This window comes from Limnoglobus sp. (assembly GCF_059499385.1).
On the sequence record NZ_JCABYM010000157.1, the window covers coordinates 26,912 to 49,335 of the forward strand.

18 protein-coding genes are annotated in these 22,424 nt (G+C 66.7%); 5 read left to right on the forward strand and 13 right to left on the reverse strand.

All coding sequences use genetic code 11. The features are described from left to right. Positions 1-9: 9 nt before the first annotated feature. Entirely contained in the window at positions 10-774 is a 765-nt protein-coding gene (locus AC5JJ2_RS27255) for a UvrB/UvrC motif-containing protein (protein WP_495861214.1), read from the reverse strand. A 1-nt stretch (position 775) separates the two neighbouring features. Continuing rightward, positions 776-3,511, reverse strand: a complete 2,736-nt coding sequence (locus tag AC5JJ2_RS27260; protein ID WP_495861215.1) for a M16 family metallopeptidase — start codon at positions 3,509-3,511, stop codon at positions 776-778. Between the two features lie 123 nt (positions 3,512-3,634). On the opposite strand from AC5JJ2_RS27260, the gene AC5JJ2_RS27265 reads away from it, so the two are divergent. Then, positions 3,635-3,991: a putative signal transducing protein gene (locus AC5JJ2_RS27265; RefSeq protein ID WP_495861216.1), complete on the forward strand. Its 357-nt coding sequence runs from the start codon at positions 3,635-3,637 to the stop codon at positions 3,989-3,991. A 7-nt stretch (positions 3,992-3,998) separates the two neighbouring features. Here the strand turns inward: AC5JJ2_RS27265 and AC5JJ2_RS27270 are convergent, their stop codons facing one another. Both AC5JJ2_RS27270 and AC5JJ2_RS27275 read right to left on the reverse strand, forming a co-directional pair. Then, positions 3,999-5,021, reverse strand: a complete 1,023-nt coding sequence (locus AC5JJ2_RS27270; protein WP_495861217.1) for a threonine aldolase family protein — start codon at positions 5,019-5,021, stop codon at positions 3,999-4,001. Between the two features lie 18 nt (positions 5,022-5,039). Next, positions 5,040-5,657, reverse strand: a complete 618-nt coding sequence (locus tag AC5JJ2_RS27275; protein WP_495861218.1) for a hypothetical protein — start codon at positions 5,655-5,657, stop codon at positions 5,040-5,042. Between the two features lie 134 nt (positions 5,658-5,791). Between AC5JJ2_RS27275 and aroC the strand changes: the two genes are divergently transcribed. After that, the gene (aroC, locus tag AC5JJ2_RS27280) at positions 5,792-6,874 is read left to right on the forward strand and encodes a chorismate synthase (RefSeq protein WP_495861219.1); all 1,083 of its coding nucleotides are present in this window, start codon (positions 5,792-5,794) and stop codon (positions 6,872-6,874) included. Here the strand turns inward: aroC and AC5JJ2_RS27285 are convergent. Both AC5JJ2_RS27285 and AC5JJ2_RS27290 read right to left on the reverse strand, forming a co-directional pair. Continuing rightward, positions 6,864-7,853 (reverse strand): hypothetical protein, encoded by a 990-nt coding sequence (locus AC5JJ2_RS27285; protein ID WP_495861220.1) that lies wholly within the window; start codon positions 7,851-7,853, stop codon positions 6,864-6,866. The genes aroC and AC5JJ2_RS27285 overlap by 11 nt on opposite strands. 27 nt (positions 7,854-7,880) lie before the next feature. Then, the gene (locus AC5JJ2_RS27290; RefSeq protein ID WP_495861221.1) at positions 7,881-9,581 is read right to left on the reverse strand and encodes a glycine--tRNA ligase; all 1,701 of its coding nucleotides are present in this window, start codon (positions 9,579-9,581) and stop codon (positions 7,881-7,883) included. Between the two features lie 166 nt (positions 9,582-9,747). Here AC5JJ2_RS27290 and AC5JJ2_RS27295 point away from each other — a divergent pair, with 166 nt between their 5' ends. Further along, the gene (locus AC5JJ2_RS27295; protein ID WP_495861222.1) at positions 9,748-9,981 is read left to right on the forward strand and encodes an addiction module protein; all 234 of its coding nucleotides are present in this window, start codon (positions 9,748-9,750) and stop codon (positions 9,979-9,981) included. Further along, a complete protein-coding gene (locus AC5JJ2_RS27300) occupies positions 9,978-10,181 on the forward strand; it encodes a hypothetical protein (protein WP_495861223.1) in 204 nt (67 codons plus the stop codon). Before AC5JJ2_RS27295 ends, AC5JJ2_RS27300 begins: the two co-directional genes overlap by 4 nt. A gap of 94 nt (positions 10,182-10,275) precedes the next feature. Here the strand turns inward: AC5JJ2_RS27300 and AC5JJ2_RS27305 are convergent, their stop codons facing one another. Continuing rightward, on the reverse strand, positions 10,276-11,892 hold the full coding sequence (locus AC5JJ2_RS27305; protein WP_495861224.1) for a HEAT repeat domain-containing protein: 1,617 nt from the start codon (positions 11,890-11,892) through the stop codon (positions 10,276-10,278). 54 nt (positions 11,893-11,946) lie between these two features. Further along, on the reverse strand, positions 11,947-13,248 hold the full coding sequence (locus AC5JJ2_RS27310; RefSeq protein ID WP_495861225.1) for a Na+/H+ antiporter: 1,302 nt from the start codon (positions 13,246-13,248) through the stop codon (positions 11,947-11,949). Between the two features lie 101 nt (positions 13,249-13,349). Between AC5JJ2_RS27310 and AC5JJ2_RS27315 the strand changes: the two genes are divergently transcribed. After that, positions 13,350-14,393 (forward strand): NHL domain-containing protein, encoded by a 1,044-nt coding sequence (locus AC5JJ2_RS27315; RefSeq protein WP_495861226.1) that lies wholly within the window; start codon positions 13,350-13,352, stop codon positions 14,391-14,393. 125 nt (positions 14,394-14,518) lie between these two features. Here the strand turns inward: AC5JJ2_RS27315 and AC5JJ2_RS27320 are convergent, their stop codons facing one another. The 5 genes from AC5JJ2_RS27320 to AC5JJ2_RS27340 all read right to left on the reverse strand — a co-directional run bounded on the left by AC5JJ2_RS27320 (position 14,519) and on the right by AC5JJ2_RS27340 (position 22,420). Then, a complete protein-coding gene (locus AC5JJ2_RS27320) occupies positions 14,519-14,908 on the reverse strand; it encodes a RidA family protein (RefSeq protein ID WP_495861227.1) in 390 nt (129 codons plus the stop codon). A 20-nt stretch (positions 14,909-14,928) separates the two neighbouring features. Beyond that, entirely contained in the window at positions 14,929-15,564 is a 636-nt protein-coding gene (locus tag AC5JJ2_RS27325) for an HAD family hydrolase (RefSeq protein ID WP_495861228.1), read from the reverse strand. A 41-nt stretch (positions 15,565-15,605) separates the two neighbouring features. Then, positions 15,606-17,873 carry a site-2 protease family protein gene (locus AC5JJ2_RS27330; RefSeq protein ID WP_495861229.1) on the reverse strand — a complete coding sequence of 756 codons (2,268 nt, stop codon included), beginning with the start codon at positions 17,871-17,873 and terminating at the stop codon, positions 15,606-15,608. A gap of 78 nt (positions 17,874-17,951) precedes the next feature. Continuing rightward, positions 17,952-20,132 carry a hypothetical protein gene (locus AC5JJ2_RS27335; RefSeq protein WP_495861230.1) on the reverse strand — a complete coding sequence of 727 codons (2,181 nt, stop codon included), beginning with the start codon at positions 20,130-20,132 and terminating at the stop codon, positions 17,952-17,954. A 137-nt stretch (positions 20,133-20,269) separates the two neighbouring features. Next, positions 20,270-22,420, reverse strand: coding sequence for a hypothetical protein (locus AC5JJ2_RS27340; RefSeq protein WP_495861231.1), 2,151 nt, complete (start codon positions 22,418-22,420; stop codon positions 20,270-20,272). Positions 22,421-22,424: the final 4 nt, after the last annotated feature.

Sequence of the window (22,424 nt, forward strand, 5' to 3'; positions counted from 1 at the left end):
CCAGGGGTGTTACGCCCCGCCCGTGGGTTCGGTTCGCTGCTCGCCCTTGCGGCGGATCGTGTCCCGCAGCCGCGCGGCCGTCTCGTAGTCCTCCTGGGCGACGGCCTGCGCGAGTTGCTCCTCCAGCGTCTGTCGGACGCCGTGCCGCTGGCGGATTTCCTCCTCCAGTTGCGTCAGTTGCGCCAGCATCGGGTCGGCGTCCGCGTCCGCCTCCTCGCCGCTCGCGGCGAGGAAGTCGCGGATCTTCTCGGCCCCGCGGCGCAGCGCGTTGACCGCCCCTTCCGGGTCCTCGTCCTCGGCCAACCCCGCGGCCTCCGCCTGCGCCCGGTGGAACAGGACGAACCCGCGGTACTGCTCGTGCGCCTCCGTGTAGGCGTCCGACGGCGAGTGGTCGCGGACGAAGTCCATGAACGCCAGCGTGTGGTCCGCGTCCGTCACCGCCCGGCCGTACTCGCCGAGCGCCAGCCAGCAAATCCGCCGCTGATAGAACTGCATGAACTCGCGGTCCGCCTCTTGCGCCTGCGTCTCGTTGATGGTGAACTTCTTCCCGGCCAGCTCCGCGGCGAGCGCCTTCGACTTCAGGTACTCGTAGTACGTGCCGAAGCTGTGCGGCCGGGTCCCGTCCGGCCGGTCGGTCATTTCCATCTGGAGGATGCCGAGGTCGAGCCGCATCTGCAACACCTCCCGGCCGTCGCGGGCGTTGATGACCCGCGCCTGCAGCACGTTCGGCTTGTGCTCCCAACCCTTCATGGCGCTGTCGATGTCTTGCCGCATGTTATTGATCGCCCTTCTTGTCCGGGCCTTTCTTTTTGAGTGGCTTCCCCTCGCCGTCGATCGGCCCGCAGGCCACGACGACGACCTTGTCCGGGTGGAGGTGCTTCTTCGCCACCGCCTGCACGTCCTCCGGGGTGACCGCGGTGACGGTCGCCCGGTACTTCTCTAGCACGTCAAATCCGAGGCCGTACCGCTCGACGGCGAGCAGCTCCCCGGCCACCTGGTCGTTCGTCGTCAGCCGAAACGCGAGGCTGCCCAGCAAGTATTTCTTAGCATCCTCCACCTCGTCCTTGCCGGGTAGTTCGTCCCGAATCCGGTTGAATTCCTTAAGGAACCCCTCGCGGACCCAGGTGAACTTGTCCGGGAACGTCCCGATGTACCCCGTGAACGCCCCGACCTGATCGCCGGCGGAGTCGGTAATCATCGCCCGGACGGTGTACGCCAGCCCCTGGCGGTCGCGGAGGTTGGCGGACAGGCGGTCGGTGAACCCCGGCCCCGTGCCGAGGACGTTGTCCATGACGAGCAGCTTGTAGTAGTCCGGGTCGTTCCGCTTGATGCCCAGGTGGCCGATGAACACGTGCGTCTGGGCCGCCGTCGGGTCGCTGATGATCTTCTCCTCGGCCTTCTCCCGGGTCGGCGGGGCGGGCAGCGTCGGCTTCGCCGCGTCCCCTTTCTTCCAGTCGGCGGTCAGCTTCTTGACCTTCTCGATCATCTCGTTCGTGTCGAAGTCGCCGACGATCACGACCGTCGTGCGGTTCGGCAGGAATACGCTCTTGTGGAACGCCTTGCAGTCATCCGGCGTCAGTTTCGCGACGATCTCCTTCTTGCCGCTGGCCGGCCGGCCGAACGGGTGTTGGCCGTAGACGGCGGCGCTGAACGCGAGCCGCGCCTTCGTGTTCGGCTGCGTCTCCGAGTCGGCGATGGCCGCGACGAGCTGCTCCCGCTTCGCCTCGAACTCCTCCTGCGGGAACGTCGGCTGGGTCAGACACTCGAACAGCAGGCCGAGGCCCAGGTCGGTGTCGGTCGTGAGAACCTTCAGCGACCCGCCGCTTGACCCCATCGAGAGGGAGCCGCCAGTGTCCTCCATCAGCGTTGCGATTTCCGTGCCCTTGTGCTTTGTCGTTCCCTCTTCGAGCATGTCGCCGACGAGGGCCGCGGCGCCGGACTTCTCGGCCGGTTCGAGGAGCCGCACGTCCGCGACGGAGGCGCGGGCGACGACGATGGGCAGTCGGCGGTTTTCGAGCAGCAGCAACTTGATGCCGTTGTCGAGTTCGACCCGCTTGGCACTTGCCAGCGAGAACCCGCCGGCCCCGGTGGTTTCGGCGCGTTGAAGCGTGCGGGCGGCGACGGACCGTGACTTCGTCGGCCGGGCCGACCCCTTCTTCTCGCCCTCCGGCGGGACGGACCAGACGATGACGGCCGACTCTTCCTTCAGCAGCTTCGCCGCAACTCGCTGGATGTCGGCGGGCGTAACAGCCAGCGCCTTGTCGAGGTACGTCGTGAGGTAGTTCAGGTCCGAGTGCGTCACCGCCCGCGCGATCTGGTTCGCCAGCCCGTGGACGCTCTCTTTGCCGAACACGTTGGACGCGAGCAGCGACCGCCGGGCGCGGGCCAGTTCCGCCGCGGTCACCGGCTCCGTCGCGAGTTTCTTCAGCTCGGCGAAGACGAGTTGCTCGATCTTCTTGCGGTCCTTGCCCTGGAGGGCTTCCACGTCCACGCCGAACCAGCCGGGGTAGCGGCCGGCGTTGTTGCTCGTGTCCACCTCGCCGGCGACGCGCTCGCCTTCCACCAGCTTGCGGTACAGCCGCGAGGTCTTGCCGGACGACAGCACGAGGCTGGCCATGTCCAGGACGTAATCCTCCTCGCTGCCGACGGCGACGGTGTTGAACCCCATCATCATCCGCGGCACGTCGAACTTCGACTCGAACTCCTTGCGGACCGTCTCCTTCCGCGGCGGGAACTGCGGGGCCTCCTTCCGCGGCGGCAACTCCCCCTTCGGGGTCGCGCCGAATTTGTCCTTGATCGTCTTGAGCGCGTCGTCGGCGTCGAACCCGCCGACGACGATGATTGCGGCGTTGTTCGGGTGGTACCACTTGTCGTAGTACCGGGTGATGATTTCCGCCGTCGCGTTGCGGACGTGCGCCTCCTCGCCGATGACCGGGTGCGAATACGGGTTCATCTTCGGGAAGAGCAGGGGGAGGATCGCCTTGTACTCGAGGTCCCACGGCCGGTCCTCGCCGCCCTTCAGTTCCGAAATGACGGCCCCCTTTTCCTGCTCGAACTCGTGGCGGGTGTCGATCCGGGTGTTCCGCATCCGGTCGGCCTCGATGTCCAGCGCGATCTTCCACCGGTCGGCCGCGAAGTCGAAGTGGTAGACGGTCATGTCCTCGCTGGTGTAGGCGTTGTTCGCCCCGCCGTTCCGCTGCGTCGCCCGGTCCACGTCGCCGGGGTTCAGCTTGTCCGTGCCCTTGAAGAGCAGGTGTTCGAGGTAGTGCGACAGCCCGGTCTGGTCCTTGTCCTCGTCGCCCGCGCCGACCTTGTACGCGACCATCGTGGTCACGACCGGCGACGTGGGGATCGGCAGCAGGTAGACCCGCAGGCCGTTCGGTAGCGTCTCGGTGCGGATGTTCTTGAAGATCGCGCTGGCCGTGGCCGCGAGCTTCGCGTCCGGGCCGTCGGCGGCACGGGTCAGCGGGGCGGCGACTACGAACGCGAGAGCCAGGTAACGGAACGCCATATTCGAGTCCTTCCACGAGGAGCGTGCGAATACTCTTAGTTTAGTTGTCCGTTAGTGGCCGAACACGGGAATATCGGCGAACGGCGGGGTCCGCGGGTTCTTCCAACCCTTCGAGGTGTCGCGATGGCAGACTCCCTGGTCACGTTGGCCACGTACTGGACCGTGATGCCGGCCGAGACGGCGAAGTGGGCGCTCGGCGAGCAAGGGATTGCCGCGTACATCGCGGACGACAACATCGTCCTGGCCGACTGGTTCCTCGGCAACGCGGTCGGCGGCGTGAAGCTGATGGTCGCGGAGGCCGACGCGGTTCGGGCACTCGCGTTCCTCGAACAGAACCCGCGGCTGCTTGGCGTGGTCCAGGAACCCGCGAAGGACGATTCGCTGACCTGTCTGAGTTGCGGGAAGCCGATGGCCGATGAGGACACCGAATGTGCCGGGTGCGGGTGGTCGTTCGCGGCGGACGGGGAAGCGGGGGCATAGAAGTCGCTCATTTCAATTGCTGGATCGCGGCGGCCGCCTGCTCGCACTGTTCGCGGCTCACGTCCAGGTGCGTACACATGCGGACCGTCTGCCCGTCGAGCGCCGACACGCGGACGCCTTGCTCGCGGAGCTTTGCAACGACCGCCTGGGCCGACCCGTGCCGGGAATCGACCTCGAACCAGACGAGGTTCGTCTCCACCTTCGGCGGCTTTAGAGTGAACCCGGCGACGCTGGCGACCGCCTCGCCGAGCAGCTTCGCGTTCGCGTGGTCGTTGGCGAGGCGGTCGAGCTGCCGGTCCATCCCGTACCGGCACGCGGCCGCGAGGTAGCCGACCTGCCGCATCGCGCCGCCGAACAGCTTCCGCAGCCGCCGGGCCTTCTCCATGTGCGGCTTGCTGCCGACGAGGGCCGAGCCGACCGGCGCGCCGAGGCCCTTGCTGAACGCGACCATGATCGTGTCGAAGTGGCGTCCCCACTCGCGACCCGGCACGCCGGACGCGACGATCGCGTTCCAGATGCGCGCCCCGTCGAGGTGCATGGCGAGGCCGTGCGACCTCGCCCAGGTAGAAATCGCCGCGACCGTTTCGAGTGAATAGACCGTACCACCGCCGCGGTTATGCGTGTTCTCCAGCGACACCTGCCGCGTACGGACGCTGTGCATGTCTCCGGGCCGGACCTTGCCGTCGAGGTGTTCGGGTCTGAGCAAGCCCCACTCGCCGTCGATGGGCCGGATGGTCACGCCGGCGTGGACGGCCGCGCCGCCGGCTTCCCACAGGACGATGTGGCTCGTCGATTCGGTAAGGATTTCGTCGCCCGGCTCGCAGTGGACGCGGACGGCGACCTGGTTCGCCATCGTGCCGGTCGGGAAGAAGACGGCCGCCGCGTGGCCGAAGTACGCGGCGACGTGTTCCTCAAGTTGGTTGACCGTGGGGTCTTCGCCGTACACGTCGTCGCCGACGGGGGCGGCGTTCATGGCCGCCAACATGCCGGGCGTCGGCTTCGTGACGGTGTCGCTTCGCAGGTCGATCATGCCGTCATGATAGGCACGTCACTTCTTCTCGACCTTCGCCGGCTCGTCCTGCTTGTCCTCGACGAACCACCGGCCGTTGACCTTCGTGAAGTAGACCGCCTTCCCCTTCACGTCGCGGAGGGTGACGGCGGCGTTGTCGCCGGTGACGTTGAACGTGCCGTCTCGGAGGTACCGTTTCATTTCCTTGACGATGCTCGAATCGGCGACGAACTTCTTGCGAACGTCCTCGATGGCGGCGCGGAACCCGCGGACCTTTGCCTCGGCCTTCACGAACTCCGCGAACGCGGCCGGCTCGTAGGGGAGCTTCTCTTCGGCCTTAACGCCGACCGGGTTGGCCCGCTGCCGCTCGCGGAGCTGCCGCAGGTCGTCCTCGACCTGGTTCTCCAACAGCCGGGCGTTCTCGGCCGCCTTCGCTTCCGTGACTTTCTCTTCGATCAGGTGCGCGACCAGCACGTCGAACCGGGCGTCCTCGATCGCCTTGATCGTGGACGCGAGCGTTTCCTGCGGCGTCTGCTGGGTGAACGTCCGCGTATTGATGTTGATCCCGTACCGCGGCGGAACCTTTAGCTCGATCAACTGGCTCGACCCGACGGCGGGGACGGTCAGCAAAATCGTTACGGCCCACAGGGTTCGCATGGTCGGCTCCGGCGGAAGGCGTGTCCCTTCAATCTACACCATCGTCGCGTCGCGCACGACGGGCGCGGCCGCCGGGCGACTTCTTTTCCCCGGCGGGCGGACGTGCCTCGCGGCCGGTCGGTATAATCCGCAACATGGCAGGCAACACCTTCGGCAAACTCTTCCGCGTCACGACCGCCGGCGTCTCGCACGGCCTCGGCTACCTCTGCATCATCGACGGCTGCCCGGCCGGGCTGGACCTCTCCGTCGAGGACTTGCTCCCGGACCTGGCCCGCCGCAAGCCGGGCCAGTCGAAGTTAACGACGCAGCGGGACGAGGCCGACCTGCCGGAAATCTGGTCCGGCGTGTTCGAGGGGAAGACGGACGGCACGCCCATCGGCATCTCGTTCCGCAACGGCGACCAGCGGAGCGGGGACTACGGCGACATCAAGGACAAGTACCGGCCCGGCCACGCGGACTACACGTTCGACGCGAAGTACGGGTTCCGCGACTACCGCGGCGGCGGCCGGAGTTCCGCCCGCGAGACGATCTGCCGCGTCGCGGCCGGGGCCGTGGCGAAGAAACTGCTCGCCCTCGAAGGCATTCGCGTGCTGGGGTACGTGAGTCAGGTCGGCGACGTGGTCGCGAACGTGGCGGACCCGACGGCCGTGACGCTGGAGCAGGTGGAAGCGTCGCCGACGCGATGCCCGATTCCTGCTGTTGCTGCCGAGATGGAGGCACTGATCGACGCGGTGCGGAAGGACCGTGACAGCATCGGCGGGGCGTGCGAACTGGTCGCTGTCGGTGTGCCGCCGGGATTGGGCGAACCCGTCTTCGATAAACTCAAGGCGGACTTGGGGAAGGCATTGTTGTCGCTGCCCGCCGTGTTAGGGTTCGAGTACGGGGCCGGGTTCGCCGTCGCGAAGATGCGCGGCAGCGAGAACAACGACCTGTTCTCCCCGAACCCGATTCACACGGACACGAATCGCCACGGCGGGATGCTCGGCGGCATCTCGTCCGGGATGCCGATCGTCTGCCGCGTCGCGATCAAGCCGACCAGCAGTATCCCGCGGAGTCAAAAGACGGTCACGCGGGCGGGCGAACCCACAGAGATTCTGGTGCGCGGCCGCCACGACCCGTGCCTGCTGCCGCGGTTCGTGCCGATGGGCGAGGCGATGATGGCCCTCGTTCTCGTCGATCACTTGATGCGGTCGCGGGTCGGGCGGCTCACCCCTTGAGCGGCGGGACCGCGAACGCCGGGTCGAGCCGCAGCGAGTCGAACATCCGCTTCACGTTCGGGTGCGTCGCGTTGAACCCGCGGCCGCCGGCCAGAATAATGATCATCCGCCCGTTCACGAGGTAGCACCGGGACACCATCTGCCCGCCGCCGGCGCGAACGTCCACGACCAGCTCCTTGCCGGGGTACTCACCGTAGGTGATCGACTTGCGGCGGACCTCCTTCCCGCCCATCGCCTCCAGGTTGCGGGCCGACCCGTCGCAGGCGTCGTTGAGGAGTTCCTCGACCGGCAGCCGGGCGCGTTCCGGCGGCAGCTTGCCGTCCGACACGCCGATCCCGAACACCGCGTCCTTCGCGAACATGACCGAGTACATTTTCATCGAGAACCCCGGCCCGACGGACATCTGCTGCTCGTCGGGGTGGCCGGGCAGGTCGATCTTGAGGGTGTTCGGGATTTCGTACTCCCGCCACTGGCTGTCCGCGATGACGTTCCGCGGCTTGCCCAGTTGCGAGACGGCGTAGTACATCAGCCCGCACACCGCCAACCCGACGGCGATCTTTAGGAAGAGCAAGACCTTCGTTTCGCCATGCAGCAGCCGTTCCGAGAAGTTCTTCTTGGCCGCAGCCCCCTTCTTTTTCTTCCGCCGCGGCCGCTCCTCCTCGTCCTCCTCAGCGTCCCGGCGTCGTCGGCCCCGCGGTTCGTCGTCGTCCTCGTCATCGTCGTCCCGCCGTCGGCCGCGCCGGGGCCGCTCGTCTTCGTCGGCCTCATACCGCCGCCCCCGGCGCGGCCGGTCGTCGTCATCATCGAGGCTCCGCTTTCGCGGCGGCGGCTCGGCGTCGCGGGACGACGGGCGTTGCCTCGGCAGCCGGGCGGCGAACTCCTTCTCGCACGTCGGACACTGCACGTCGCCGCCCATCAGATCGGGCGGCACGGACAGTTCGGCCCGGCAATGCGGACAAGGAATGATCTGGTCTTCCATCGCCCCGACGCCTCCAGAAAGAGCCGGTCAGCCGCCCGACAGCACATTCTGAATCGTTTGCCGGACCTCCGCCATCGGAATCCGCCGCTGCTGCATCGAGTCCCGGTCGCGGATCGTCACGGTGTCGTTCGTCATCGTATCGCCGTCGATGGTGACGCAGAACGGCGTCCCGATCTCGTCCTGCCGCCGGTAGCGGCGGCCTACGGCCCCCTTGTCGTCGAAGACGACGTTGAAGTGCGCCTTCAGCTCGCGGTACAGCTTTAGCGCCTTCTCCGGCATCCCGTCCTTGTTCACGAGCGGGAAAACAGCGCACTTGACCGGCGCGAGCCGCGGGTGGAATCGCATGACGATTCGCTCCTCAAGGTTCCCCTTCGCGTCCGGGACCTTGTCCTCGGAGTACGCCTCCGTCAGCACGGCGAGCGTGAACCGGTCGGCCCCCGCGCTCGGCTCGATGACGTGCGGCACGAACTTGTACTTCGCGACCTGCTCGGCCGTCGGGTTCGACTTCAGCCACTCTTTGAACGACCGCGTCGCCATCGCCTGCGAGTCATTATTCCACAGCTCCTCGTCGAAGTACGCGAGGTCGTCGGCCTTCCCGCTATGCTTGGCGTGCTGCGTGAGGTCGTAGTCCGCGCGGTGGGCCACGCCTTCGAGTTCCTGGGGTTCATCGCTGAACGGGAACATGTATTCGATGTCGGTCGTACCGACCGAGTAGAACGCTCGTTCGTCGGCGGACTGTTCGCGAGGGATAAGGTTGTCACTCTTAATCCCGAGCGTGCTGTACCATTTTTTCCGGACATCACGCCAATACTCGTACCACTTGAAGCCGTCTTTTGGATGGCAAAAGAACTCGATTTCCATCTGCTCGAACTCGCGCGAGCGGAAGGTGTAGTTCCGCGGCGTCACCTCGTTGCGGAACGCCTTCCCGATCTGCGCGATCCCGAACGGCAACTTGAGCCGGGTGCTGTTCAGCACGTTGCGGTAGTTGGCGAAGATACCCTGTGCCGTTTCCGGTCGGAGGTACACTTTGGATTCGGCCGTCTTTTCTAGGCCCGCGTGGGACTCGAACATCAGCGAGACTTGTTTGGCTTCGCCGAGCGGTGCGCCGCACGCGGGGCAGGGGTCTTGTAACCCTGTCTGGGCGAATTGTTCGGTGGCAAGGTATCGCGTCAACTCTTGTAAACTCGGCGGGTTGCCCGGCTGGGAGTTCACCCGTTCCGCGAGCCAGGTGAGCGTCACCTGTGGGTTGCGGACGAGGGCAAGGTTCGGGGCCAGCTTCTTCCCCTTCGCGTCGGCCCACTTCATCAACCGCGGTGTGTCGATCGCGCCGGTGATCGGCGTGAAAACCTGTATCAAAGAGTTCATCCACTCGCATTCGGCGAGAATCGCCCAGAGGTGATCGGCGCGGGTGAACTTCCCACAGCTAGAACACTTCCGCGTCGGGTCGGCGAACGCCGCGACGTGCCCGCTCGCGACCCACACCTGCGGGTTCATGATGATCGAGCAGTCCAGCCCGACCATGCGGATCTCCTGGCCGTCCGGCCCCGGCGGCGGGTTGCGGACCATGTCCTGCCACCACGCGTCCTTGATGTTCTTCTTCAGCTCGACGCCGAGCGGGCCGTAGTCCCAGAACCCGTTGATGCCGCCGTAGATCTCGCTGGACTGGAAGATGAACCCGGTGTCCTTGCAGAACTTGGCGAACTTGGCCATGTCGATTTTCGTCGGCATCGCGGTGCGTCTCCGAGGGCGACGCCCGTGGCAGGGGCGGCGCGAGGTGTCACGAACAGAGGGCGGAACCGCCCCCGTGGGTTCGGGGATTGTACGGAAACGGGAATCGTGTTCCGCACCGTCCGGCCGCGTGATAAACTCACACCGTACTCGACGAGGACGACCGATGCCGGGTCTGTTTGAAGAACTGCAGATTTCACGCTTCACGGCCGACGAGCGGCTTCAACTCGTCGGCGACATCTGGGACAGCATGGCCGCGGAGGTCGAAGTGGCTCCTCTCCCGCCGGCGCTTTGCGAAGAACTCGACCGCCGGCTAGCCGCCCACCGCGCCGACCCGGGCACCGCGATCCCCTGGGAGCAGGTTCAACGCGATGCCCTCGCACGGTTGCGAAAGAAATGAGCCTTCCGGTTCAGTTTCGCCCGGAAGCGCAGGCGGAGTACGACTCCGCGATCGACTGGTACGAGCAACAGCGAGCCGGCCTCGGGGCTGACTTCATGCGTAAAGTCGGCGACGTGGTCGCCCGCATCTCGACGAATCCGCTGCTACACGCGAAGGTCCACCAAGACGTGCGGAAGGCCGTTGTCCGACGGTTCCCCTAAGTGGTCCTCTACCAAGTCGATCCGACGGAAATCGTCATCGTCTCGTTGTTCCACACCTCGCGCGACCCGAACGAATGGAAGTCGCGGGTCTGATTCACGCCCCCACGCTCTTGAGCTTGTTCTTCGCCGACTTGCCGACCTCGCCCTTCGGGGCACGCTTCACCACGAGCTTCAGCAGGTCGATGCCGAACTGCCGCGGGCGGCCGATCTGCTCCGCGAAGTGGAACCCCACGTAGAACAGGTCCTCCGGGTCCAGGAACTTCGCCTTCTCCAACTCCTTCATCAGCTCCTCGGCGTCCTGCTGGAACAGCGTGTCGAAGTTCCGCAGGGCGTGGTCCGACTCGCGGGAGTGCGGGTCGAGGTCCTTCGCCGACACCTTCACGCCGGTCGTCGCGATCTCCAGCCGGACGGCGAACCCGACCGACGGGTCGCGGGCCACGGCTCGTAGGTACGTCATCGCCTCGGCGTACTTCTTCTTCTTGCGGAGGGTGACCGCCCGCTCGACGAGCTTCTCCTGCAGTTCTGCCGGGTCGATCTCGCGGAGGACGAAGAGGAACGGGTCGGTCCGGTGGTCGCTCTTTTCGAGGTATCCGCACGCCGTCTCGAAGATTTCGCCCCGCGCCGCCGGGGCGAGTTCCTTCGCGAACCCGGCGATCGTGCGGGCGAGCTGCCACGTGTCGTCGTGGCCCTGGCATTCGACGAGCGCTTTCACGAGCGCCTTCCGGCCGCTCTTGAGCTTCTGGAGCTTGCCGCGGGCTGCGTCGCGGACGCCGCGGTCGGAGTGGTGGAACTGGGCGAGCAGCCCCTCGGCGACCTCGGCCGTGTCGCGGTCGCCGATTTTGTCCATCGCCAGCCGTCGGGCCGCGATGTCCGGGGCGTGCAGCAGGATCACCCAGTCGTCGAGCGTCTTGTCCGTCACCGGCAGCTTGTTCAGGATCGCCAGGGCCGGGGCCGCGATGCGGAAGTCCGGCTCGCCGGCGCAGTGGAACAGCCGCTTCAATTGCTCCTTGTTCGGCGACGGCGTCCACCCGCCGACGGCTTGCAGGGCCATCGTCCGCACCTCCGGCGGGTGCGGCAGGAGGATGCGGTCCCACATCACGTCCGCGGCCGACGGCTCGTTCAGCGCGACCAAGAGCCGCACGACCGGGACTTCGGAAGTCGTCGGGATCGGCTTCTTCTTGCTCTTCGCGAGGGCGGTCAGTTCCTCGGCCAGTTCTTTCTTGCGGGCCGGGGCGAGCGTCGGAATCTTGCCGATGATCGCCGCCGACGCGGAGGCCGCGACCTGCGGGTCGTGGTCCAGCAGCACGGCGATGCCGGCCGCGTCGCCGCCGTGGGAGACGTGCGACGTGAGGGCCGCGGCGATGTACTTCCGCACGCCGGGGACGACCTTGTGCATCAGGTCCTGCAGCCCCTTCACGCCCTTCGCGCCGAGGCCGACGGCCGCTTCCGCGGCGAGCGATGCCTCCGGCCCGCCGTGGCCGATGCGGTCGAGAAGCGTCGGCAGCGCCTTGTCGATCTTCAACTGGCCGGCCGACTTGATCGCGTTCGCCCGCACGTCCGCGGAAGCATCGGAGAGCAACCCTAGCACCGCGGCAGACACGTCCCCCTCGCGGACGCCGAGTTCGCCGACCACGAGCGCGGCCGCGGCCCGAACGTCCGGCGGCACGTCCTCGGAGAGGAGGCGGAGCAATTTCTTCGCGGGGATGTCCATCGGTGTCGTCGCGCGGGTAAGGGTCGGTTGCGGTCGATCATATGGAACGAACCCTTAACATTCGGCCTTTTCCGCCGGGGATTCGTCTTTCTCGCCGATCCCGCGGCCGACCCCCAAGCCCCGGATCAACAGCGGGAGCGTCAGCCCCTGGCCGACGAGCGTGGCGAAGATGACCCAGAACGTGATGAACTGGATCAGGTCGCGGCCGGGGAACGGCGAGCCGTCGGTCGTGACCCGCGGCAGGGCCATCGCGGCCGCGAGGGACACGACGCCCCGCATCCCCGTCCACGCTACTACCGAGACGTTCTGCCACGACGGGTACTCGGCGGGCTTGCCGAAGAACGTGCGGTCGATCCACCGCGGCACGTACGCGCCGGGGAAGACCCACACGATCCGGGCGAGGATCGTCGCGGCGGAAACGGCGGCGGCGAACCCGAACAACTGTTGCGGGCTGTACTGGTCGCCTAGTTCGTCGAGAATCACCGGCAGTTGCAGGCCGATGAGGATGAAGATGAGGCTGTTCAAGACGAACTCGAGCATCTCCCAGACGGCCTTCGCCTCGACGTAGAGGTCGTGCTGGAAGATTTTTTCGCACCGCTGGCCGACCCACAGCCCGGCCGTGACGACCGCGAGCACGCCGGAGACGTGAAGCCGTTCCGCGATGAAGAAGAGCGAGAACGGCGTCAACAGCGTGATGACGATGGTCAGCTTCGCGTCCGCGAGCCGCCGGCGGTTGAGCCAGCGGTGCAGGGCCACGATGAGAATCGCGCCGAGCATGCCGACCGCGATGCCGCCGACGCTGACGACGGCGAACGTCGTCCCGGCCTCGACCCAGGAGAACGCCCCGCCGACCACGGCCGCCACGCCCATCCGGTACGCCACCAGTGCGGAAGCGTCGTTCACCAGGCTCTCGCCTTCCAGGATCGTCGTCACCACCTTCGAGATTTTCACCTGCTGCGTGATCGCGAGCGCGGCCACGGCGTCCGGGGGCGACACGATCGCGCCGAGGACGAACCCGACGCTGTACGGCAGGCCAATCAACTCGTGTGCCACCACGGCGACGACCGCGGACGTGAACAGCACCAGCCCTACGGCCAGGAGCGAGATGGCCCGGAGGTGCGTGCGGAACGCCCGCCAGTGGGTGTGGAACGCGGCCGCGTAGAGCAGGGGCGGCAGGAAGAACGTTAGTGCAATGTTCGGGTCGAGCGGCGGGATCGGCGGCAGCCACGGCTGGAAGCTGAGCAAGAGGCCGACGACAACGAGCAGGATCGGGTACGGAACCCGCAACCACCGCGCGAGGATGCCGAGGGCCACGCAGAGGGCGAGCAAGAGTAAGACGACTTCGACCAGGTGCATAAGGGTCCGTCCTCCGGGGGCGTTGACGAGATACGAACTCGGCGATTGACACGCCACGGACGCCGGCCTACCTTCACCCGAAACTTCCCCCGGATGCCGCCATGTCGCGATTCCTTCCCGCCGTAGTCGTTCTCTTCTTCGCGAACCCGCTCCCGGCCGCCGACACGGTCGTCCTCGCCCACGGCGCGGACGAGAAACTGGTCACGCCGTTCGGCGTCGAGTTCGGCCAGGACGGCACACTCTACTTCGTCGAGATGGCGAAGGGCGAGCGGCTGCGGAAGGTCGTCAACGGCACGGTCGTCACGGTCTCCGGGACGGGCGCGAAGGGGGACACCGGCGACGGGAAGAAGGGGCTGACGGCGACGTTCAACGGGATGCACAGCCTCGCCATCGACGGCGACGGGCTGATCTACTTGGCCGACACGTGGAACAATCGGATTCGCACGTTCGACCCGAAAAAGGGGGAGGTGAGCAAGTTCGCGGGGACCGGGGAGAAGGGGTTCGCCGGCGACGGCGGGCCGGCCGACGACGCGAAGTTCGGCGGCGTGTTCTGCGTTTCCTTCGACAAGCCGAAGGCGAACCTGTACGTGACGGACCTCGACAACCGGCGGGTCCGCAAGATCGAGTTGAAAAAGCGGATCGTCACGACCGTGGCCGGGAACGGGTCGAAGGGCGTGCCGAAGGACGGCAAGAAGGCGACCGAGCAGCCGCTCGTGGACCCGCGGGCCGCGGCCGTGGACGGAAAGGGGCGGCTGTACGTACTCGAACGCGGCGGGCACGCCCTGCGGGTGGTGGAGGAGGACGGAACGATCCGCACCGTGGCCGGGACCGGCAAGGCCGGGGCGGACGGCATCGGCGGGCCGGCGCTGAAGGCGGCGATGAACGGGCCGAAGCACCTCTGCGTGGACGCGGACGACTCCGTGCTGATCGCGGACACGGAGAACCATCGGGTCGTGCGATACGTGCCGAAGACGGAAAAGCTGGAACTGGTCGCGGGGACGGGGAAGAAGGGGTCGGGCGGTGTCGGCGGCGACCCGTTGAAGGTGGAACTGAGTCAGCCGCACGGCGTCACCGTACAGCCGAAGACCGGCGTGCTGTTCATCACCGACAGCTACAACAACCGAATTCTGAAAATATTGAAGTGACCTGACTTCCGAAGTCCGGCTTCGACTTCGGAAGTCGATCCCGCGCGGCGGCGTTTGCGGCAACGGTAGACTCCCTCGATCCGCTCGACTTCCGAAGTCGAAGCCGGACTTCGGAAGTCAAGGTTTCATCCGTTCGGGATCACCGCGTCGGCTTCAATCTCCACGAGCATGTCCAGGTCGATCAGCTTGCTCACCTCGACCATCGCCGTCGCCGGGCGGACCGCACCGAACACCTCGCCGTGGGCCTTGCCCACGGCCTCCCAGTCGGCCATCCGCGTCAGGTAGATGCGCGTCCGAACCACGTCTTCCGGCTTCGCCCCGGCCTTCTCGAGCGCCGAAACCACGGTCTTCAGCGTCTGCACGGCCTGGGCGTAGGGGTCGCCCTTGCCGACGAGGCCGTCGGCCGTCGAGGCCGTGCAGCCGGAGACGTACACGAACGCCCCGACGCGGACGGCCCGCGAGTAGCCGACGATCGGTTCCCACTTGCCGCCGCTGCTGATGTTTTGCCGGTGCATGGTCGCTCCTGGTGCTGGGGTTAGATGAGCTTCTGGATTTCGGCGAAGTCCGTCAAGATGCGGTCGGGCTTCGCGGCTTCGAGTACGGCGACCGGCGACGCCCCGCCGGGGACGATCCACCCCGGCACGCCTGCCGCCCGTGCGACTTCCACGTCGATCACCATGTCGCCGACATAGATGGTGTCGGCGGCCGTCGCGCCGAGCCGCCGCATGGCCTCGTGCAGCATCGCCGGGTCCGGCTTCGGCACGCCCACGTCTTCCGGGCCGAGCACCTCGTCGAACAGCGCGGCGACCTGCTTCTCGCGGACGAGCATCTTCGTGAACTGGACGTGCTTGTTGCTGCACACCGCCGTCTTTACGCCGCGTTCGCGGAGGAACCGCAGCGTCTCGACGACGCCGGGAAAGAGGGTCGTGCCTGCGGCCATGACGCCGGGGTGGTGATCCCGGTACGCGGCGACCGCCTCGGCCGGGTCGGCCGTCGGGACGAGTTGCTCCATCAGGTTCGCGAGGCCGTAGCCGACGTACCCGCGGATCGCGTCCTCGGTCATCGGCGGCAGGCCGTACTTGTGGCGGACGTGGTTTGTACTGAGCGTGATCGCCGCGAAGCTGTCGGCGAGCGTGCCGTCGAAGTCGAAAAGTATGGCGCGGATCGGCATTACGTCCTCCCGTAATGCCGATCATCTTACGACGCGGAATCTCAATACAACCCGATGTCCAGCGCCGACGAAATGAACCGGGCCACCCACCACGCCCCGGTCCGCCACCGGCAGTGAATCTTCGCCTGGACGAGCGCGCCCGGTCGGACCGTGCCGTCGGGGTCGGTCAACTCCGCCTCGACGAGGTACGTCTGCGCGAGCGGGACCGTCTCCTGCCCGCCCTCGCCGGCCTGCTTCACGGCCAGCGGGCCGCCGCCGCGTTGCGTCAGCGCAACCGGGACCTGCTTCGCGTCCGAGTCCGGCAGCCGGAGGAGGCGGCCCTTAAAGATGCGATCTGTCCGGCCGATGACGTAGAACGAGACTTCCAGACCCTTCTTTGCTTCGTCGTCCTTTAGTAGCCCCTGGTCTTCCTTCAGCAGCCGGTAGTCGTTCGCGGACACCGGGATTTTCACGATCAGCTTCGTCGGGTCGCCGACCGTGCAAACCGGCTTCTGGTCCTGGAAGTTGCGGTCGTACTGCTTGCCGAGGTCCGTGCCGCTCGGCAGGCCCATGACGACGCCGTTCCGCGGGGCGCGGACCTGGTATAGGTCGTCGGCCCGCCGCTTAAGTTCGTCGAGCTTCTGCGTCGCGGCCACCGCCCGCTGGCGGTACTCGACCTCCTGCGCCAGGAGTTGCGTTACCGACGCCGGCGGCAGGTTCTTCTCGCTCTCCCGCTGGCGGCGGAGGTTGTCGGCGATCTGCAAGCCCTCCCGCATCTCGGCCTCCACCCGCGTCATCTCCTCCGTCAGCGGCTGGCTGATAAACCGGGCCAGCACCTGGCCCTCGACGACGGCCTGGCCCTCGACGACTTCCTTCTTGTGCAGGCGCGCCGGCTCGGTGAGGCCGACGGACACCCCGTGGTCCGGGTGGACGGACACGAGGCCGGTGTCGCGGACGCGGCTGATCGGCAGCGGCAGCAGGAAGAACCCCGCCACCAGCGCCACGAACAGCGTCAGTGTGATGTAGACCCGCTTCGCTTTCATGTCTGGCAACCGCCCCCGTTGACGAACGTTCTTCACCATCCGGTAGGCCGGCCAGACGAACATGCTGACCAGCGACATGATGGCGATCATGTGCGACAAGACTTTGAGCTTCGGCCCCAAGAAGTCGGACAGCATCCAGATGATGCTGAACGTCACGACCCACCGGTACACCCAGCTCAGGACCGCGTAACTAATGAACAACACCTTCCGGGACGGGGCCATGTACGGCTCCGGCGGGACCTCGATGCCGAGGCCCTTGTCCAGGAACGTGTTCGTGATGTACCGGTTCGACCGGTCCCGCAGGTTCGGGATTTCCAGCCAGTCGGCCATGATGTAGTAGCCGTCGAACCGCATCAGCGGGTTCGCGTTGAAGAAGAACGTGCTGACCGAGCAGAGCGTCATCAGGCACAGCGCGATGTTGTTCACGACCGGCATGTGCGGCGTGTACCACCAGACGAACGTGCTGATCGCCGCGATGATGAGTTCGACGTATATCCCGGCGAAGCTGATGATGATCCGCTTCCACTTGTCGCTGATCGTCCAGGCGTCCGTCACGTTGCAATAGAGCGCCGGGGACAGGCACATGAGCAATATTCCCATCTCGTGGCACTCGCCGCCGAACGCCTTGCAACTCAGCCCGTGGCCGAACTCGTGGATGACCTTCACCACGCCGAGGGACAGCCACAGGTAGAGGACCGAGTTGAACGAGAAGAACTCGTGGTACGCGGGCAGCTTGTCGTAGAACGTCTGGAAGTGCAGCGCGACGTGGAACACGGCGGCGAGCATGAGGCCGCACGACGCCACGAAGAACGGCACGGTGAACATCCACCAGAGCCAGCCGTACATCCACGTCAGGATGCGGTCCGGGTCGAAGACCGGAATCTTCCAGTAGAGGATGCTCGACAGCGCGGCCAGCCGCTTCATCCGCCGCTGCTTGGCCCGCCGCTCGAACAGGTGCTTGCCGGTCCCGACCGTCTCGCTCTGCACGAGGCCGGCGGTGATGAGCTGCCGGGCGAACCCTTCGAGGTCGTTGTACTCCAACCGGTGCGGCTTGAACTCGTCCTCGAACTTCCCCTTCACCTCCTCCATCGTGTGGTTGCCGTTGAAGAGGTTGAAGACGAAGAACTCCTGCCGGTTGAACCGGTAGTACCGCAGGCAGACCGGGTCCTTGACGACGTGGTAGACCTTGCCCTCGTACCGCTGCTCCGTGATCTGGAGGTCCGGGCGGGTCCGCAGGCGGACGGCCTTTCGCCGCTCGACCGGGTTGTTGAGAAGACCTGTATCCATGGCGTGGTAAACCGCGCGGGGTCGAAGGTCGAAACCGGGGCCGGTCGGCCGGCCCCGGAACGCGATACGCCCTAACGGTTACTTGTCCCCCGGCAACTTCGGGATGACGACCCCGCCGGCGGGGACGACGGCCCCAGCCGCCGGGCCGCCGGCCGGGACGACGACGTTCATCGGCCCCTTCGGCTCCATCGGCACCACGGCCGTCGAACCGGTCGCCGCGACCGGGGCGGCGACCTCGCCCGGCTTCACGATGATCGTGGCGCTCGACTTGTCTTGCAGCACCGTGCCGGCGTCCGCCCCGCGGTCCACGACGACGGTGACGCGGACGGTCCGGGCGTCGTTCGGGATCACGGCCGTCACCTGGCCGGTCCGCTCCTTGCCGTGTTGGGTCAGGATCGGGGCCGTCCAGACGTGGACGCTGCCGGCCTGCGTGCCGACGACGGCGAACCAGTTGCCGGCCTCCGGGCCGAACGCGGCGCACGTCGGGTTCGCCCGGCCCGGCACGACGAGCCGCTTCCGCTCCGACCCGCGGCCGTTCGCGGCCGGGGCGGTCCACAGTTGCAGCTCGCCCTTCATGTCGCCGTCGCCGCCGGCCGTCATGATGAGCGAATCGTCCGGCGAGAACATGGCGAGCGTCGCGAACCGCGCCGCCGGGCCGATGTTCTGCACGCTACCGATCGGCAGCCCGTTCGACAGGCTGACCACGTCGATCTTGCCGTCCTCCTTGTCGAACAGGACGCGGCCGCCCTTCGACGAGATGCCGAGGGAATCGACCGTCCCCTTGCGGTGGTCGATGGTCCGCTCGACGGCGGCCCCCTTGTCGCCGAGCTTCCAGACGCGGATGGCCCGGTCCCGCGAAACGGTCACGAGCGTGGACTGCGGGGTGAACCGCACGGACGTGACGGCGTCCTTCAACTCGCCGCCGAGGGAGTAGAGCGTCTTGCCGTCGGCGACGCTCCACACGAACACTTCGCGGCCCGCGGCCGACGCGAGATAGCGCCCGTCCGGGCTGAACGACAGCGCGGCCACGCCGGTCCCGTGCGCGTCCTCGAGTTCCCGCATCGGCTTGTCGCTGAGCTTTTCCGGGTTCGACAGATCCCAGAGGCGGACCTTGCCGTCCTCGCCGCCGGTCGCCAGGACCGGCTTCGCGACCTTGTCCCCGGTCACGGCCAGCGACCGGACGCCTTGCACTTCCGGCGCGTGCTGGAGGCGGTACGCCGCCCGCGGCTTGCCGGCCGGCGGGAACGCGTCCCAGATGACGACCGTGTTGTCCAGGCTGGCCGACACGATCATCGGCCGGTCCTTGTGCGCCGTGACGACGACGCCGGTGACCTCGCGGCCGTGGTCCACGCGGCCGAACCGCATGTCCGGGCCGACCGGGACGGACGGCTCGACGACGACCTTCATCCCCGGCCGGATCACGTCCGCATAGTGCGCCTCCAGGATGCCCTCGACCCGCACGTCGTCGGTCGAGAGGACTTCCATGATCGGGTCGCCGGCCTTCACGTACTCGCCGGGTTCCCGCATGAGCTTCGTGATGATGCCGCCGTCCTGGGACTTCGAGCGGTGACGCAACCGCATCGCCTCGGCCCGCTTCTGGTCCCCCTCGGCCTTAACCTTTTCCTTCTCGGACTGGGCAACGTTTTCGCGGTAGCGGGCGAGCGTGGCTTCGAGTTGGATGAGTTCCAACTTCGAGGCCGCGCCTTCCAGCTTTTTCATCGTCGTCGCCTGTTCCTCGATCTTGCTCGCGGCGAACTGGGCCTCCTTGATGGCCGCCACGCACGCCCGGCTGACGAGGCCGTTCGCCTCGACGGCCACGCGGGCTTCGAGGTCGTCGAGTACGCACACGATCGATTTGCTAGCGATCCGGTCCCCTTCGCGGAGTCGCTTGTACGGGAACTTCTGGTCCGCGTCGGCGCTCTCGAACATCAGGTTCCGGTCGTCCTTGCTGAACGTCGCCATGGGCGGCAGCGGGATGCCGATGACCTCGATGTTGCCGTCCACCAGGGCGGAGATCAGCTGCTTCTTGTCGAGCCGGACGACCGCGTCCGGGACGATCACCTCGCCGCTCGGCGCGGTCGAAGCGGTCAGCTCCTCGACCGCCTCCTTCTTGTACAGGACGCTCCCGATCTCGACCGGGGCCACGTTCGTCACGGCCTTGGGGGCCGGCGTGGTGTCGGTGGAGCGGGTGCTGTCACACGCCGTCACCGCGAGGCAGCTCAGGCCCGCGACCGTCTTGAGAACCCAGCGACGATTCATGACTCGACCTCGATAAAGAATGTTTGCCCGGAAGCCGGGCGGGTGTTGTGTGGTGGCCGCCGCAGGGACACCGCGCGGGGCGGGACGACGGCCGGGACAGCGCGAAGGCATTCGCCCGCGGGTGCGGGCGACGCCGGTTAGAAGAAGAAGACGACCTTCTCGTAGAACCACTCCCAGACGCCGTGGAACAGGGAGTAGCCCAGCGAGTGCTGGCCGCACAGGATGCGGATGTGGACTTCCTGGCCGGACGCGAACAGCGTCCGCGGCACGCGGCGGCCCTCCGGGATTTGCGAGATGTCGATCTTGACGTACCCGACGGACACCGGCTCGGACTCGTTGTGGTCGTCCCGGTTCGGAATGACCTCACGCGCCAAATCCTCCTCGTACAGCCGGCCGAAGTACTTCGTGTCCGACTCGCTCGTCACGAGCAGGTCCACGTCCAGGTACTTCTTCCCCTTGTCGTCGGTCTTGTAGTGGGCCGCGTCGGTGAACGCCTTCAGGACGTGCCCGAGGTTCCGCTGCGGAACCTTCAGGTGGACGTGCCACTCGCCCTCGTAGTACCCGAGCTTCTGGATCGGCTCGTTCGGCCGGAGGACGCGGTTCATCAGCTCGTTCGTGTTGTCCGAGTTGAGGACGGTCAGCCGGGCGTCCGGCGACACCTTGCTCGGGTCGAGCGTCGGGGCCGGGACGAACATCACGCCGGGCCGCTTCGTGTCCAGGTTGTACAGCCGGATCATCTCGTCGCGGAGCCGCTCGTTGTTCTGGGCGTTCGCCTCGAACTCGGCCAGCCGTTGGTTGTGCGTCGCGAGGTCGGACGGCGAGAAATTCTTCGTGTCCTGCGACCGCATCGAGTCGGCCTTCGTCCGGTTGATGACGACCTCGTCGCGGATCTTCCGGTACTTCTCGCCGATTTCGTCGCTGTACAACTCGGCGACGGTCGCGCCGGGGTTGATCCGGTTCCCCGGCTTGAACAGCAGGTTCCGCAGTTTCCCGGCTTCCGCCGAGTAGACGTAGTGGAGTTGCGTCGGCTGGAGTTCGCCCTTCGCGTCCATCTTTAACTGGTACGGCACGAACACCATCGCCACCGTCAGCGCGATCAGTGCGGCGATGATGGAGAACGTGATGAGCCGGGCCTTCCCGCCGAGGCCGTCCTGGACCTTCTTGACCGGCCACCAGATCGTCTTCAGCGGGATCGACTTCATCTCCGCCGCGTTGAACAGGGCGGGGGCCGCGTGCTTCGCCACGATGTCCAGCTTCTGGATCATCGGGTCGATGTTTTCGGGCGGGTTAAAGCTCTCCAGCAGCAGCACGGACCGGGCCGGCTTCTTCTCGTCCTTCTCCCGCTCGTCGCGGATCGGCTGGACGACGAGCAGCTTCGGCTGGCTCTCGGCGAGGTAGTCGTCGAGCGCGTGAATGACGGCGGGGGGAAGGCTCTCGTCCTTCTCGCCCTTGAAGACGAGCTTGTCGCCCCAGACGAGGACGGCGTCGAACAGTTGCCGCATCCGCCGGACGTGCGTGGCCGCCTTCTCGACCACGTCCGCCCCGGAGACGGACTCGACGGTCGTCTTCTTCCCGTGCCGGATGCCGACGCACAGGCGGTCGCACTCGACGAGCCGGCGGCCCTCGTTCGCGACGTGGTAGGCGCACTCGGTCGGGTTCAGCGTGCCGTGGATGAGCCGGGCGAACGCCTCGACCTGGGTATACACCCGGTCCAGGCCCGCCGCCTGGCGGGTGTTGCTGAACTTGTGGTACTGGCTAGCGTACCCGGCCATCTGAACCGAGAAGTTCAGGAACGTCGGGTACATCCGCGGGTCGTGCGTCGAGTCCTGGAAGATTTCCAGCAACCCCATCGCCGTCTTGTCCTCCTGGACAATCGGGGCGAAGAGCGTGAAGTAGTCCGTGAGATTCCGAGCCGGGACTTGTCCCGGTTCCGCGAGACCGCTGACCTGGCCCTGCGGTTCGATCGACACCGGCCGGGGCGGTTGGGCCTGGAACACCTGCCGGAGAATCTCGTTGTGGCACTGCCTCCCGCCGCGCTTGGCGTCGAGGCCGACCTTGTCGAGGTTCAACTGGCACGCGACCTGGAGGAAGCCTTGCGGCGTCCGCAGCCAGACGGCCCCGGCGGGTGCGCCGATGGCGGTGATCGCAGTGTTGAGAAATTGTTCGTAGAACTCGCTCGGGGCTAACGTCGAGCCGGCGAGCTTGGAGGCCTTGGTAAACGCTTCGTCAATCAACTGGCTGAACCGGTTCTTGTCCGGCTGTTGCCCGGTCGGCGGGTTGGTGCTCACGGCG

Excerpts from the sequence above, each read along its gene's own strand:
- AC5JJ2_RS27255 (WP_495861214.1), bottom strand. The coding sequence starts at position 774 with ATGCGGCAAGACATCGACAGCGCCATGAAGGGTTGGGAGCACAAGCCG.
- AC5JJ2_RS27260 (WP_495861215.1), bottom strand. The coding sequence starts at position 3,511 with ATGGCGTTCCGTTACCTGGCTCTCGCGTTCGTAGTCGCCGCCCCGCTG.
- AC5JJ2_RS27265 (WP_495861216.1), top strand. The coding sequence starts at position 3,635 with ATGGCAGACTCCCTGGTCACGTTGGCCACGTACTGGACCGTGATGCCG.
- AC5JJ2_RS27270 (WP_495861217.1), bottom strand. The coding sequence starts at position 5,021 with ATGATCGACCTGCGAAGCGACACCGTCACGAAGCCGACGCCCGGCATG.
- AC5JJ2_RS27275 (WP_495861218.1), bottom strand. The coding sequence starts at position 5,657 with ATGCGAACCCTGTGGGCCGTAACGATTTTGCTGACCGTCCCCGCCGTC.
- aroC (WP_495861219.1), top strand. The coding sequence starts at position 5,792 with ATGGCAGGCAACACCTTCGGCAAACTCTTCCGCGTCACGACCGCCGGC.
- AC5JJ2_RS27285 (WP_495861220.1), bottom strand. The coding sequence starts at position 7,853 with ATGGAAGACCAGATCATTCCTTGTCCGCATTGCCGGGCCGAACTGTCC.
- AC5JJ2_RS27290 (WP_495861221.1), bottom strand. The coding sequence starts at position 9,581 with ATGCCGACGAAAATCGACATGGCCAAGTTCGCCAAGTTCTGCAAGGAC.
- AC5JJ2_RS27295 (WP_495861222.1), top strand. The coding sequence starts at position 9,748 with ATGCCGGGTCTGTTTGAAGAACTGCAGATTTCACGCTTCACGGCCGAC.
- AC5JJ2_RS27300 (WP_495861223.1), top strand. The coding sequence starts at position 9,978 with ATGAGCCTTCCGGTTCAGTTTCGCCCGGAAGCGCAGGCGGAGTACGAC.
- AC5JJ2_RS27305 (WP_495861224.1), bottom strand. The coding sequence starts at position 11,892 with ATGGACATCCCCGCGAAGAAATTGCTCCGCCTCCTCTCCGAGGACGTG.
- AC5JJ2_RS27310 (WP_495861225.1), bottom strand. The coding sequence starts at position 13,248 with ATGCACCTGGTCGAAGTCGTCTTACTCTTGCTCGCCCTCTGCGTGGCC.
- AC5JJ2_RS27315 (WP_495861226.1), top strand. The coding sequence starts at position 13,350 with ATGTCGCGATTCCTTCCCGCCGTAGTCGTTCTCTTCTTCGCGAACCCG.
- AC5JJ2_RS27320 (WP_495861227.1), bottom strand. The coding sequence starts at position 14,908 with ATGCACCGGCAAAACATCAGCAGCGGCGGCAAGTGGGAACCGATCGTC.
- AC5JJ2_RS27325 (WP_495861228.1), bottom strand. The coding sequence starts at position 15,564 with ATGCCGATCCGCGCCATACTTTTCGACTTCGACGGCACGCTCGCCGAC.
- AC5JJ2_RS27330 (WP_495861229.1), bottom strand. The coding sequence starts at position 17,873 with ATGGATACAGGTCTTCTCAACAACCCGGTCGAGCGGCGAAAGGCCGTC.
- AC5JJ2_RS27335 (WP_495861230.1), bottom strand. The coding sequence starts at position 20,132 with ATGAATCGTCGCTGGGTTCTCAAGACGGTCGCGGGCCTGAGCTGCCTC.